Origin of the sequence: Lysinibacillus sp. NPDC056185 (assembly GCF_047737915.1) — a bacterium.
In the GTDB taxonomy this organism is placed as follows: domain Bacteria; phylum Bacillota; class Bacilli; order Bacillales_A; family Planococcaceae; genus Lysinibacillus.
Map to the genome: position 1 here is coordinate 441,150 of NZ_JBLLLQ010000001.1, position 13,500 is coordinate 454,649.

At 37.8% G+C, this 13,500-nt stretch carries 15 protein-coding genes and 1 pseudogene; 5 read left to right on the forward strand and 11 right to left on the reverse strand.

Annotation, left to right across the window (positions count from 1 at the left end; genetic code table 11):
• Positions 1 to 296 (reverse strand): hypothetical protein (locus ACMZ42_RS02200; protein ID WP_415730395.1); only part of this gene is annotated, 296 nt, incomplete at its 3' end.
• Positions 297 to 581: 285 nt separating this feature from the next.
• Here ACMZ42_RS02200 and ACMZ42_RS02205 point away from each other — a divergent pair.
• Positions 582 to 1,406: a methyl-accepting chemotaxis protein gene (locus ACMZ42_RS02205; protein ID WP_370075962.1), complete on the forward strand. Its 825-nt coding sequence runs from the start codon at positions 582 to 584 to the stop codon at positions 1,404 to 1,406.
• A gap of 17 nt (positions 1,407 to 1,423) precedes the next feature.
• A complete protein-coding gene (locus ACMZ42_RS02210; protein ID WP_370075964.1) occupies positions 1,424 to 1,966 on the forward strand; it encodes a GNAT family N-acetyltransferase in 543 nt (180 codons plus the stop codon).
• Positions 1,967 to 2,010: 44 nt separating this feature from the next.
• Here ACMZ42_RS02210 and ACMZ42_RS02215 read toward each other — a convergent pair whose 3' ends face one another.
• From ACMZ42_RS02215 to ACMZ42_RS02225, 3 genes are all read right to left on the reverse strand, one after another.
• Positions 2,011 to 3,573, reverse strand: a complete 1,563-nt coding sequence (locus ACMZ42_RS02215; RefSeq protein ID WP_370075966.1) for an SPFH domain-containing protein — start codon at positions 3,571 to 3,573, stop codon at positions 2,011 to 2,013.
• Positions 3,574 to 3,588: 15 nt separating this feature from the next.
• Positions 3,589 to 4,119 (reverse strand): hypothetical protein, encoded by a 531-nt coding sequence (locus ACMZ42_RS02220; protein WP_370075968.1) that lies wholly within the window; start codon positions 4,117 to 4,119, stop codon positions 3,589 to 3,591.
• Between the two features lie 243 nt (positions 4,120 to 4,362).
• Positions 4,363 to 4,557: a hypothetical protein gene (locus tag ACMZ42_RS02225; protein WP_370075970.1), complete on the reverse strand. Its 195-nt coding sequence runs from the start codon at positions 4,555 to 4,557 to the stop codon at positions 4,363 to 4,365.
• A 586-nt stretch (positions 4,558 to 5,143) separates the two neighbouring features.
• On the opposite strand from ACMZ42_RS02225, the pseudogene ACMZ42_RS02230 reads away from it, so the two are divergent.
• A pseudogene (locus ACMZ42_RS02230) lies at positions 5,144 to 6,121 on the forward strand (beta-propeller fold lactonase family protein); the annotation flags it as partial.
• 298 nt (positions 6,122 to 6,419) lie between these two features.
• Here ACMZ42_RS02230 and ACMZ42_RS02235 read toward each other — a convergent pair.
• From ACMZ42_RS02235 to ACMZ42_RS02265, 7 genes are all read right to left on the reverse strand, one after another.
• Positions 6,420 to 7,154, reverse strand: a complete 735-nt coding sequence (locus tag ACMZ42_RS02235; protein ID WP_370075972.1) for a hypothetical protein — start codon at positions 7,152 to 7,154, stop codon at positions 6,420 to 6,422.
• Positions 7,155 to 7,354: 200 nt separating this feature from the next.
• Positions 7,355 to 8,146: a GNAT family N-acetyltransferase gene (locus tag ACMZ42_RS02240; RefSeq protein WP_415730396.1), complete on the reverse strand. Its 792-nt coding sequence runs from the start codon at positions 8,144 to 8,146 to the stop codon at positions 7,355 to 7,357.
• Positions 8,139 to 9,938, reverse strand: coding sequence for a ribosomal protection-like ABC-F family protein (gene abc-f / locus ACMZ42_RS02245; protein ID WP_415730397.1), 1,800 nt, complete (start codon positions 9,936 to 9,938; stop codon positions 8,139 to 8,141). The genes ACMZ42_RS02240 and abc-f overlap by 8 nt, the downstream gene beginning before the upstream one ends.
• Positions 9,939 to 10,041: 103 nt before the next feature.
• On the reverse strand, positions 10,042 to 10,182 hold the full coding sequence (locus tag ACMZ42_RS02250) for an RAxF-45 family protein (RefSeq protein ID WP_166672191.1): 141 nt from the start codon (positions 10,180 to 10,182) through the stop codon (positions 10,042 to 10,044).
• Positions 10,183 to 10,450: 268 nt separating this feature from the next.
• Complete coding sequence (locus tag ACMZ42_RS02255; protein WP_415730398.1) at positions 10,451 to 10,927, reverse strand: YjdJ family protein; 477 nt, start codon at positions 10,925 to 10,927, stop codon at positions 10,451 to 10,453.
• A 94-nt stretch (positions 10,928 to 11,021) separates the two neighbouring features.
• Positions 11,022 to 11,303 carry a hypothetical protein gene (locus ACMZ42_RS02260; RefSeq protein ID WP_415730399.1) on the reverse strand — a complete coding sequence of 94 codons (282 nt, stop codon included), beginning with the start codon at positions 11,301 to 11,303 and terminating at the stop codon, positions 11,022 to 11,024.
• An 85-nt stretch (positions 11,304 to 11,388) separates the two neighbouring features.
• Positions 11,389 to 12,417, reverse strand: coding sequence for an AbrB family transcriptional regulator (locus ACMZ42_RS02265; RefSeq protein WP_415730400.1), 1,029 nt, complete (start codon positions 12,415 to 12,417; stop codon positions 11,389 to 11,391).
• A 224-nt stretch (positions 12,418 to 12,641) separates the two neighbouring features.
• Here ACMZ42_RS02265 and ACMZ42_RS02270 point away from each other — a divergent pair, with 224 nt between their 5' ends.
• Together ACMZ42_RS02270 and ACMZ42_RS02275 are read left to right on the forward strand one after the other, a co-directional pair.
• Entirely contained in the window at positions 12,642 to 13,091 is a 450-nt protein-coding gene (locus ACMZ42_RS02270) for a LytTR family DNA-binding domain-containing protein (protein WP_053482631.1), read from the forward strand.
• A 1-nt stretch (position 13,092) separates the two neighbouring features.
• Complete coding sequence (locus ACMZ42_RS02275) at positions 13,093 to 13,497, forward strand: DUF3021 domain-containing protein (protein WP_370075987.1); 405 nt, start codon at positions 13,093 to 13,095, stop codon at positions 13,495 to 13,497.
• Positions 13,498 to 13,500: the final 3 nt, after the last annotated feature.

A 13,500-nucleotide genomic window follows, 5' to 3' on the forward strand; every position in this document is an offset into this window, starting at 1 on the left:
CTTTCGCACAGATAAAACATTTGTTGCTGCCGCTTCGCTTTCGCACAGATAAAACATTTGTTGCTGCCGCTTCGCTTTCGCACAGATAAAACATTTGTTGCTGCCGCTTCGCTTTCGCACAGATAAAACATTTGCCGCTGACGCTTCGCTTTCGCGCAGAGCAGAGCTTCCTGGGGGCGTCCGATGAGCCGCTTCGCTTGCGCTCCAGGGTCTCGGGCCAACACGAGGTTGGTCACGAAGGCGTTATCACAGGACGTGATGGTTTTAGCCTTCGTTCCTCTATTGCTAATCCCCAAGGAGTCGCCCAGTCTCCACTCCAATCAACCTATCTATTTGGCATACGTTTTAACAAATGTCATCCACAACATTTGATGATGAGCCCACTATTTTTATTGTTGAGTGCATTATTTCATTTGACAATATTACCGTGACTAAAATCACATTTTCTTCATATAAATGTAGTTTTTATCTATTTTGAGTTGGCAAATATTGTGTTACAGTAAAAGTAATCATCTAGCAATCATTGGCAAAAAGCTCCGATGACTAAACTATTTTCGTTGCACAGACTTGGAGGAATTTTCATGAACATTATTGAAGCTTTAGCCCTTTCAGTACCTTATATCCACCTTGCATTAAAGGAAGAGGCAATTGTGGCTGTCGTCGAGAAGGAAAGTGAAATAGTTGTAAAATATTTAGCTGGCAAACGTGTAGATTCAGGCTATCAAGATGGACAAAAGGTAAATGCTAATGACCAAAATGTTTTCATTGCCTTTAATGGAAAAAACGCTGATGTCGTTATACCAAAAGATGTATACGGAGTGGCCATCAATGCTTTTTCATTTCCAATCCGTGAAAATGGTAAAGTCGTAGGTGCTCTAGCATTTGGACTTCCAATCGACAATGAGCTTAAACTCGAGGATTATATGGGGACAATGGATAGCATTGTAAACAGCTTACAGGACAAAGTACATACAATTGCCTCACATTCAGAGGAATTAGCAGCAACAAGTGAGGAAATCAACAAACAAGCACAGCACGCCCTTGAAGATTCAGAGAAAACAAATGAAGTAACAGATTTAATAAAAAGCATTTCTCGCCAAACAAATTTACTCGGCTTAAATGCATCTATTGAGGCGGCTCGTGCAGGTCAGCATGGTGCTGGCTTTAATATCGTAGCGCAGGAAGTTAGAAAGCTCTCTTTCGAAACATCAAGCGCCACGGAAAACATTGAAGCCTCCTTACGAAATATAAATAGGAACCTTGAAAACCTTAAGCAGAATATGGGGCAAATCAATGACGCAACGAACGAACAGGCTCAGCTTGTTCAAGATTTCAGTGAAATTATCGAGGAGTTAACAGTTCTTAGTCACGAAATGAAGGGCTTTATGCATAACGCCTTAAAATAATAAAGAGGTGAAGAATATTGCAAATTACAATTAACCCGGATTTATCTTTACGTACTGTCGAATTAGAAGATGCAAATGCTGTTTTTGCCTTAACAGATGCATCACGTGCATATTTACGTGAATGGTTGCCGTGGCTGGATTTTACAAAAGAAGTAGCCGATACAACGGCATATATAGAAGGCTGTATAAAAGGACACGAAGCTAAAAGCAGCCTCTCTCTTGTTATCATTTTTCGAAATGAAATCGTTGGTATTGCTGGCTTTAATACGATCAATCATAGCAATAAAATCGCTGCTATTGGCTATTGGCTCAGCGAAGGGGCTCAAGGGCATGGTATTATGACAAAGACTGTACAGGCATTATTACAATATGCTTTTAAGGATTTACAGCTCAATAAGGTCGAAATTCGTGCTGCTACGGGCAACGAAAAAAGCCGTGCCATCCCTGAGCGACTAGGCTTTACAAAAGAAGGAACGATTCGTGCAGCAGAATGGCTTTATGATCATTATGTTGACCACGTTGCTTATGGCATACTCGCTAGTGAGTGGAAGGAAAAATAGAGGCAAAAATAGCCACCTGATATCATATCAGGCGGCTATTTCTGTTATTGTTCAACTGTTTCTTTTATTTCGTCTTGTGTTTCATTAGCTGTAGCTGGTGCTTGCTTTCCTAAGCCTACTGCTATTTGCTCTAGCTCAGGACGCAATGTATGCTTACCTGCATAGCTTTCAATTAATTCCTTCATGTCAATTCCTGAAGTTTCCTTCAATGATTCCTGTAATGTTGACATTAAATTCGTTGCGTAGGCAGTTACTTTATTGGCACCGCCTCCGCCTTCCCCACCACCAGTATCAACAACAGTAATCTTATCAATATTGCCAAGTGGACTCGCAAGCTCTTTCGCATATTCTGGCATCATACGTACAATCATATCAAGGACAGCTGCCTGGCCGTAGTATTCGAAGGCTTCTGCAATTTTACGTTTTGCCTCGGCTTCTGCTAGACCGCGAAGACGAATGATATCCGCATCTGTTTCCCCTTTTGCACGCTCAGCATCCGCTTTCGCAAGACCGTCCAAACGAATTTTCTCTGCTTCGGCTTTTGCTAATGATTCGATACGGTATTTCTCCGCATCTGCTTGCGCTAGTTCACGCATTTTGTCTGCCGCTGCATTTTGCTCGACAGCGTAACGATCAGCATCAGCCTTTTTCTTAACTTCTGAATCGTATTGCTTCTCACGACGTAAAATCTCTTTTTCTTCTAATTCAATTTGTTTTTGACGTTCAATAATGCGAATTTGCATTTCCTGTTCAGTTACTTCCTGCTTTGCACGTGCCGTTTCTAGCTCATACGCTTGGTCTGCACGAGCTTTTGCAATATCTTGCTCTCGACGGAATTCTGCTACCTTTAATTGATTTTCTTTTTCGGCTTCTGCAATTTCTGTCGCACGTTCAAGTTCTGCCTTTTGAGCTTCTTTCGATGCTTCAGCACGCTTAATACGTGTTTCCTTATCAGCATCTGCAGTAGCAATGTCCGCATCACGTTTAACCTGTGCAATACGTGGCTTACCAAGCGATTCTAAGTAGCCATTTTTATCGCGTACATCTTTAATCGTAAAGGATACGATTGTCAGACCCATCTTCGCCAAGTCCTGAGATGCAACACGTTGTACTTCCTGAGAGAATTTATCACGGTTTTTATAAATTTCCTCTACCGTCATTGAACCTAAGATTGAACGTAAATGACCTTCTAATACTTCACGCGCCTCATTTTCACGCTCTTCCTTTTGCTTTCCTAAAAATTGCTCCGCTGCCGTTGCAATTTCTGAAATGGAACCGCCAATTTTAATGATAGCTGTTCCATCGGCCATAACGGGTACACCTTGTTCTGTATACACTTCAGGTGTTGTCACATCAAGCTTACTTGACAATAAGCTTAATGGATGTGCCTGCTGGAAAATCGGGAATACAAATGTACCGCCACCACGGATAATTTTTATACGATTTCCTGACTCATCTTTATGTACATTTTTTGAGCCAAGATAGCTACCTGTCACAATCAGTGCTTCATCAGGACCCGCTGTACGATACTTAGTCACATAAAGTCCAACTAATGCGATTAAAACAAATGCTACAATCCCTATAACAATTAAAATTTCCGTTGACATATAAATATCGCTCCTTTATAAAAATTTTTTATCATAAGATCTCACAAACAGTGTTCCTTCCTTCACTTCTACAACAAGTACTGTCGTATCGTAATCGATAGCCTCATTGTCATAACCTGTTGCTCGCTTCGATATCATACCGCTAGTCGTTTCAATAACTACCTCTCCAAAACCGTCAGTCGGGATTGGAACAATAACCTTTCCTAGCTGGCCACCAAGTGATTCTTCCGTATAAGCTAACGAAACATCGGCCGACCGTAGCGGAACAAGAACAAATAAATAAAATAGTGCACTTAAAATAGCTCCGATAATACAAGCAGCAACAATATTCCAAACGCTAGGGAAGAAGGCTAGTTTTTCTAAAATAAATCCTGTTGCTGACATCAACGTAATGAAAGATAGAATGACACTTGGATTAAAAATCGGTAGCCCCTCTCCAATGCCCTCGACAGCATCACTAAAAAACGTAAATAAAAGAGTTGCAAGGCCCCCGAATATTAATCCCACTAAAAAGATTTGCTCGAGTGAATAGCCAAATAGCGTCAAGTTGTTCACCCCTTTTCATTGTATTACCTACTATACGGATGCAGCCTATAAAAGGTTTCGTAATCTTTCACATTTTCTTAATTTTCGAATGATATGTTTTTAAATAGTGAAATTCTTAAAGTAATAATAGCCATGTCATAATAAAAGGTATTCTGGCAACTAAGGAAATATTGCAGGAGGCTTTAAATTGGGGTTTGGCTAGAAAAATACAGCGAGCGTTGTAAAGAGCCCCTTAAAAGCTCTTTAGGCATTAGATATTTGCCTTTTCCTATAAACAAACAGACCAATAATTGAAAGAAGTAAAAGTAAAATACTGGAGGTTAAAAAGAATAATGCTAAAGTAGTTCTTTCTCCCCAATGGTTATATGCTTGTAAAAAACCGATAAGAACCATAAAAAAAGATAGTACTAATTGGAGTTTTGAAACATTTTTAAACAATAAAATCCCTCCTTTATGCACATTTGATTTTACCATATAATCACATAAACAAATACGTTAAACAAGCCATAATGCGGAGGTAATTCCCCTTCCGATTGAGCCCTATGCTTACGATCCAGAATCTCATCCGCCAGAGTCGCCTAGCCTCCTCCCCAATCAATTTATATATTGCATACGCTTTAATCAAATGTCGTACCTAACTTTAGGTAAAAACAAAAAGCATGTCACCGATAGAATTTTATTTAGAAGCTCTTATCGCCAGACATGGTTTTCTTATGATTCTAGTACATTCAATGTAGATTAAATTCATTTTAAATAAAGAACCCTTCGAAGAATCACCAGCAGACATTATAATTTGGGAATCAAACAATGACTGAAAACTAATATAAACAACCATTCAACACTGTTCAAAATTATTTGGTTCGAGTAAAACGCACAAGCAACATAATTCCATTGGCATATAGTATCAATGTATCCATATATGATAGAAAGGGTGTGCATTGTGGGAAAAGAAAATAAATTTATAAAGTTCAAGTTTAAATCAAATCCAAGTTGTCGTTGTAATTGTTGTGGTTTTTGTTGTCCTTGTCCTTGTAAGCCACCATTTACACCACCATTTATACCTGAACCACCAACTCCACCTTGTCATTTTTTAGTGTACGTTACAGACGCTGGTCAGGCGGCTACTCCAGATAATAGGGTATCAGTAATTGATACGGCAACAAATACTATAGTCGCTACCATTCCAGTAGGAACTGCTCCTCTAGAAGTAGCGATTACACCAAATGGAGAATTTGGTTATGTTCCAGCTCTCTTCTCGGATAATGTAACGGTTTTTAATACGGCAACAAATGCTGTGGTCGCTACCATCCCGGTAGGATTTCAGCCTCTTGGTGTAGCGATTTCACCAAATGGATTACTTGCTTATGTATCAAATCACGGACTTGGAGCTAACTCTGTATCTGTCATAAATACAGCTACAAATACGGTAACCGCTACTATTCCAGTAGGGCTCCAACCTCAGGGCATAGCTTTTACTCCGGATAGTGCATTTGCTTACGTTGCAAACGAAAACTCAAATTCAGTATCAGTTATAAATACAGCTACAAATATGGTAGTTGCTAATATTCCTGTGGGACTTCGTCCAAGATCCATCGTTTTCACACCGAGCGGACAATTTGCTTATGTTACAAATGAAAGTAGTAATACTGTATCTGTAATTGAAGTAGCTACAAATACGGTATTTACTACAATCCCTGTTGGGACAGGACCAGTTGGTACAGCAATTACACCTGATGGAATATTTGTTTACATTGTAAATAAAGGTAGTAATACCGTATCTGTAATAGATACATTTACCAATTTGGTGATTGCTACGATCCCTGTAGGATTATCTCCTGACCAAGTAACCATCTTGCCCGATGGAACACTTGCATATGTCACAAATCAACTTGACAATACTGTGTCTGTCATAGATATAGAAACAAATACAGTAATCGATACAATTCCAGGGTTTAACGGTCCTACTGGTATTAAAACGGGAACAATCTGCCTGACTTCATAATCTAGAGTCTTGGGGCTCAAGGGTAAAACAGGAACCTTTCCCTTGTTCATAAAAAAAGACATACTTCAATTTCCTAAATGGCAATTGAAGTATGTCTTTTTTATGAAGTGCGACTACCTTGAAATGCTTGACGTAGAACTTGAGACCAAGCGATTACTGGTTCCTTGTTGTTCACTGCCTTCAAATGTGTTGGTAGTTCTTTTGATTCAACCAACACATTTGACTGAGCTATTGAAAAATGGGCTAGCTCATAGCTAAACTCCACTCAAACCGCATTATATAGGCTTTAACATAGCCTTTAAGATTCTAGTACATTTAAAATAGCATCAAGATCATTGACAGCAATATCTAGGCGTTCCTTTGCCTCGATATTTTGCTGTTTTAATTGACTAAATTCTAGTAAATTTTTCTCATGCTTTAACTTGATAGAAGACAAGCGTTCAATTCGCGATTCTACCTTTTCGATTGCTTGCTCACAAACTGCTGTCCATATCTTTTCTGACTGCTGCATTTCAGTCGTTGATGGGTTGTGGTGACGCATAATTCGTGCATATACTGCTTCAATTTGTTCAATTAGTTCTGAATAAAAATGTCGTTCAACACGAGTTGTTTGGAATGTTGGGTGCTCTACCTCTTTTGCATATGGGGTAATTTGACGAAGTAGCTTTCCAGCATTTTCTCCGAAACCATGTGATAAATTCAATACATTCATTAACTGTAAAAGTAAACGAATTTCTTCTAGATTAATAAGTTGTGAATCGATGCTTTCCTTTAGCTTTAAGGATTCCATATAGCGTCGATCAAAGTGCTCGATTTCACCATTGCGTTGTTCTACTAAATGATCACCTGCATTGTCTTTCAAGCTTTTAATATAGCGAATTGCATGGCTTTTTAGCTCTTCCATCGATAGCAAGTTGTCATTGTCTTGTTGTGGCTTTCCTCGTTGAACATACGCAAATGCATCCATTTTTTTGGGCCATTGTGCTGCTGGGGTTTCTTCTAAGACATTATAGCGTATATAAATTCCGTGCATTCCATATCCTCCAAGTCCATTAAACAAGTATCTCTAAAGAGAGTAAATCGAATTCGCCATTTTTTCAAGTAAAAAACTTTTAAAGATTAAAAATTCTTCTTTCGAAACATTAATTCAAAAATCCCGAACCTTAAAAGCACTACTCCTGTGGAAATTTCTGTCCCACAGGAGTAAGTCAATATTTTTTATCTTTCATCCAATTAAGACTCTTGTCGTATTTGCTCAATGCTTTTTCCTTCAGTAAAGGCATGAATAGATTTTATTGTGCCTACTGATTTGAAATTTGCTCTGTCATAAACCTTGGCAACCTGTTCATTGATAGGTAAAATCCAAAGATATTCTAACCCTTGCTTTATCGACTCTTGCTGAATATGGTGCAGAATATATCCAATCAAACCTCGACCTCGATAGCTTTCAAGTGTTGCTACACTCTCAACTCTCCCTTGATTTACTGAGACGAAAATATTGGCAGTACAGCAAGCTGTGCCATCCAATCTTAATAAATAATACGTAAAATGCGGAGAATGATATGTTTCTTCAAAAGCTTTTTTGATTAATGCAGGCTCTCCAAATGTAGAAATGCTCATTTCTACAGCTAATGCTTCCTCCATATTGGCATCTGTTACACGTTCAATTTGTATGGCTGGATTATGAGCTAATTGCGAGTATTCACCATTCCAACACTGTACATCATCAGTAAAACTTTCATATTGAAAGCCATGATTCTCTAGTGCTTCTATACAAGACTGATTTCCCTCCACATTGTATAAATACAATCTTGGAATGAGAGATTTTGACTTATAGAATTCCTTGATTTTCTTTAAAAACATATCTGGATCGGCAATAATCTTCCAAATGTGTGCATGATTAGCATCATAATATGTTGGCATTTCCTTATTGTAAAATAATACTCCTTCATTACATGTTTCCATCTCACTAAAACTTTTAACATAATTAATATCTAACTGCATGATGTGCTCAATTTTATGCATCTTTTGTTCCTCCCTCAATCCACTTTTCATATAAATCTTCTAGCTGCTGTTCAAGTTTTTGACGTTGCTCCTTAGCAAGTGTCGGCTCCTTTAATCTCATTTCGAGCTTTTCAATTTGTTCTTCAATCGGTATCTCTTTTTTACCAGCATAGGATTTTTCAGGTACTTCTTTTATAACTGGTTCTTTTACTATTTCTAAGCATTTTTGTCTTGCCCATTCATAATCGCCTTCATATACTTGAATCGTTTCATACTCAATCCATGCAATTTTTGTGAAAATTTTTTGTAAAAAATAACGGTCATGTGAGACGCCAATAATGGTTCCTTCAAAGGACTCCAGTGTATCCTCCAATACCTCTCTCGCTTCAATGTCTAAATGGTTGGTCGGCTCATCTAGCATCAATAAATTAATATCCTCATGCATTAACTGAGCAAGACGTAAGCGCATCTTTTCACCGCCACTTAAATCCTTCACTTTTTTAAAAACGTCATAGCCATAAAATAAAAACTGAGCAAGAATATGACGTGCTTCAGCTTCTGACACAGAGACGCTCTCACGGAAGGCATCTATTAAGCAAATGGCAGGATTTTTATGTTCAAATTGCTGTGAAAGGTAACCAATTTTAACGCTGCTGCCGACATGACAAGCACCTTTATTTGGTTCAACTTCACCTAACATCATTTTTAATAACGTTGATTTTCCACTGCCATTGCCCCCAACAATCGCCAGTCGTTCACCGAAGTAAACCGCTAAATTACTTTCCTTAAATAACGGTTTCTCAAATGCATGGCAAATGTCCTTCATTTGTACGACCTCTTTACCACTACGCTCAGCCATCGTTAACGCTAAATTCATTTTCTTTTTCGTTGAAGGCTTCTTCACACGCTCTATACGAGCTAGTGCTTTCTCCATACTTTTAGCACGACGATGCAAGCCATCATTTGGCGGATTCGCTTCATTTGCCCATTGCTTTAAGCGCTTTATTGTTTCCTGCATTTTTTTAATTTTCTTTTGCTGTTCTTCGTATTGTGCAAATTGCTGTTCAAGCTTAGCTTCCTTTTGTTCAACAAATGCATCGTAATTGCCAATATACGTAAATGCCTCTCCATCTTCAATTTCAATTATTTTTTGAGCCATTTGATTCATAAAGTGGCGATCATGTGATACTGCAATAACAATTCCTGCAAAATTCCGGACATAATTTTCTAGCCATTCTATTGCCTGCATATCTAAATGATTGGTCGGTTCATCTAATAACAAAATAGAAGGATTACTTAAAAGGATTTGCCCTAGCATTACCTTTGTTTTCTCCCCTCCACTTAAGCTACTAAAAGGTTGCTCAAGCAATGGTGTTATACCTAGACCATTTGCAATCATCGCTAATTGCGCATCAATTTCGTAGCCACCCTGCAGCATAAACTGTTCCTGCACATGACCATATCGCTGGAGTACCTTATCTGTTACAGCTAGCTGCATTTCCTGCTCAAGCTTTGTCATTTTCGCCTTTAATGCATAAATTTCCGCAAATGCTTCCTCCAACACTTCCTTCACTGAGAGCATAGGATACTGTGGAATTTGATGTAAATAACCAATCGACGCTTCCTTACTTTTTATGATTCGTCCTTTATCTGGCGTATCCAAAGCTGCTAGTAACTGTAATAAAGTCGTCTTCCCACTGCCGTTCACACCAACAACGGCCACATGCTCCCCTGTATTTACTTCTAATTGAAGCCCTTCAAATAAAACATTTCCACCAATAATTTTTTGTATTTGTTCAGCCTTAATTTGCATCGTTTTTTCCTCCAATGAAACGTGCGAAAAACATCTATAGACACAAAAAAGACTGCTCGATTAACAAGCAGTCTTTTCCTCATTAGTTTGTGAAAAAGAATGGTTAATTCGCTACGTTTGATATTTGATTTTGCTTAAAAATAGACAGACCTATCCCGTTGTTCGCAAAATCGAAAGTAATCACACGTGCAAAATACATAGCTGTATCCACTTTTACACATGTTTTCGTAGCGTTTTTATTCATTCCTTTTCACCTCCGTTCATTATAATTAAGTTTATATTACCATAATACAGTAATTTTTGAAAAGGGGAAATTACATTCTTTCACATTTTTCCTACAAGTCACCTTACCGTGGGGTTGATCTCCGTTCCGACTTGGCACTTTCCTGGGGGCGTCAGATGTTTTCCAATATTCATCACTCATTCCCAAATCAGGATGTTTATAAAAAATGCGAACTCTTGTACAATTACCTATGTACTAGAGCTCGCACATTTATGTTACTAATCAACTATTATGGTTGTAATTTAAACATGTATTTTTTTCTGTACCATAAACTTATCCCCATACTTATAAAAATTAATGCACCGACAGCTGTAATCCAAAAGAATATGTTTCCTCCAACAGTTGATGAATTAAAAAATATAGCGCTCATAACAATAAATACACAACTTATAATCCCTGACAAAATAATGGCTAACTGACGATTTAGTTGAAAAATGAAAAATATAAGTACAGTACAAATATAAAGAACACTTACTGTCATAATAGTCGGGAAAAATGGTTGGAATTTAGCCGCATAGACAAAGTAATCAAGCTGGCTAATATCCTGTCCACTGCTTATCTCAATATTAAATATCTGAGAAAATGGGGTTGAATACTTCCATTCCTGCGGATTATCTATGATACCGCTTCCCTCATACCAAGAAATAGCTGTTGACATCAATAAAGTTAAGAAACCCAGAATTAGTTGTATCACATATTTAAACAATGTTCTTCTCCCTTCACCCTTTAAAATTAAAGACGATACAATAAATTCTTGGTTTCATAAATACCGGATTATCTGGATTAAAGTGGGCAGAGTACTACCGTTCCAAATGGACATTTTTCTTGGTCTTTGGGTTTAATTCCTTTATCAAGTTAAGATCGTGTGCATTTTCCAACTTTTGGCAAGCTATTAGGCCTATCTTTATTGCATTAAAAAGATGCCCTTGATAAATATCACAATCAAGATTTTCATCTTCAAGTAATAAAAAATCCCTTTCAAAATCAACCTTTATTTTACGTGTTCCCTCATCCGGAAATGGATTAGCCATTATCAAATTATGCTCGTCTGATATTAACGATAGCACTTTTTCTTTATCCAAACAAAAGACCTCCTGCTAGATAAATATATTTGGACGTGCCAAAAGAAACTATCGTCCCATTGAGGCTAATGGGATACATCAGCCTCTATGTTTTCACTTTTTTCACAAACATTTTAACAAACGGTACAAGGAACACGGATACGACCAGCACCCTGAATAGCTGAAATGCGGTGACAATTGTGACCTTTGCATGTACGGAAGCGGCGATAATCCCCATTTGATCCAGCCCGCCTGGGACGATACTTAAAAAGCCTGTGCGAAAATCAAGGCTGTATAAACTCTTCATAATAAATGTTAAACCATAAGCTGCGCCAATAAAGATACCCGCCGATACAAAAGCATAAAATACATGCTTCTTCGATAAATGTAAATCGTCTTTTTTCAATAAAAGCCCAATGTAAATGCCAAGCATTAGTTGGGCAATATGAAGTAGTGACAATGGCAATTTCGGCACATCAATTCCTGCTATATTGATGCCCATCAATAAAAACACGGGACCAAGCATATAGCCTGTCGGAATTTTTGCCTTTTGCGCTAGCCAACCCGCTACTCCACACACAGCAAGTAAAGCTATTAGGCTCCATGTATACGCTCCGTTGACAACTACGCTAGTTCCCCCAGAGTCTGACACCATCAATGGCACAAAGCCGACGATTAAAAGAACCCGTAAAATTTGGAAGAACGTAATGACGACCATATCCATATCCCCTTGCTCCTCTGCAAAGGCAACAACCTGTGACATGCCACCAGGTACACAGCATGTCAACGCGGTTGCAAAATCCAAATCCGCACGTTTTGCTACTAAATAACTAACGCCGAAAAACAGTACAATAAATAATATATTTAAAACAATCATACTGCCTAAAAATTGTTTAATATCTTGCACCGCTTCTGGTGTAAACGCAAAACCAATGGAATATCCTGCAACGATTAAACCAAAATTACGAAAATATCTATGCCATTTCAATTGTACTTTCGTCGATAACTGAACAATTAGCACCGCCGCAATAGCTCCAAGTAACCATGGCATCGGAATATGTAATACATTAAATAAAATCGCACCTGTTAAACCAATACATAAAGTAATAAACATGTGCTTATCAAAAATAAACATAGAAGCAACCCCTCGTGACTGTATCATTCTATTATGCCGTTAACCTGCCTATTTTTCTACTTCATCACTTTTTTACAAGGTCGTATATCGTTAAAATTGAACCTGTTATTTATAAAATTTAACCTCTTATCCAAGATTTTCTCCAAGCTAAAATTTTCTATGCTACATTATTATTACCTGATTCAGTGATTCTCCGTTGCGGAGATATGTAAAGGAGGCCTCCAATGAAAATTCACTTAACGATCAACAGTGCATTAGAAGAAACTGAGGTTCATATACATGCAAAGGAATACAATGAGCAAATTGAACGACTGATGAAGCAACTACAAACTTCACAAACAACAATGCTCGATGGCTATTTTCAACAGGAAATTCATATGCTAAAAATTTCAGATATTTACTCCATTTACGCAGAGGGTGCAAAAGTATTTTTGCAGACGGAAGAACAGGAATTCGAAACGAAGCGTAAATTATATGAGCTGGAAGCACAATTAGCGAAAGACTTTGCCCGAGTCAGTAAATCGACACTCGTCAACATTAACAAAATTGCCTCTATTCAAATGGGCAAAATTGGCACAACTGAACTGATTTTAGAAAACGATGTGTCCGTCCATGTTAGCCGGAAATATTTAAAAGAACTAAAACACCACTTAGGTATTGGGAGGGACTCATAATATGAAAATTATTCGCATGATGATTATTGGACTACTCATATCACTTAGTTCTTCCTACGTCTTAGTAACATTAAGTGTCATATCTAATAACGCTGTGGTGTCAGGATCTGAACTACTTGAGCAAATTATCATCGCCGCCATCCTTGGAGCGGTAATAGGTCTACTGTCCATCATCTTTGAAATAGAGCGTTTACCTTTTATTACTCAGCTTATTCTACATTTAATTGCAGTTACGCTGTGTGTTATGATTGCAGGCTATTTCGGGCGTTGGTTTGAACATTCCGGCATTAAGTATGTTCTTATAAGTGAAGCTATTATTTACTTAATCGTTTGGTGCATCCTTTATGTCCTTCAAAAAAATGATATTGAAAAAATTAATTATGAAATTCAAAAAAGAAAGGAATAAAAC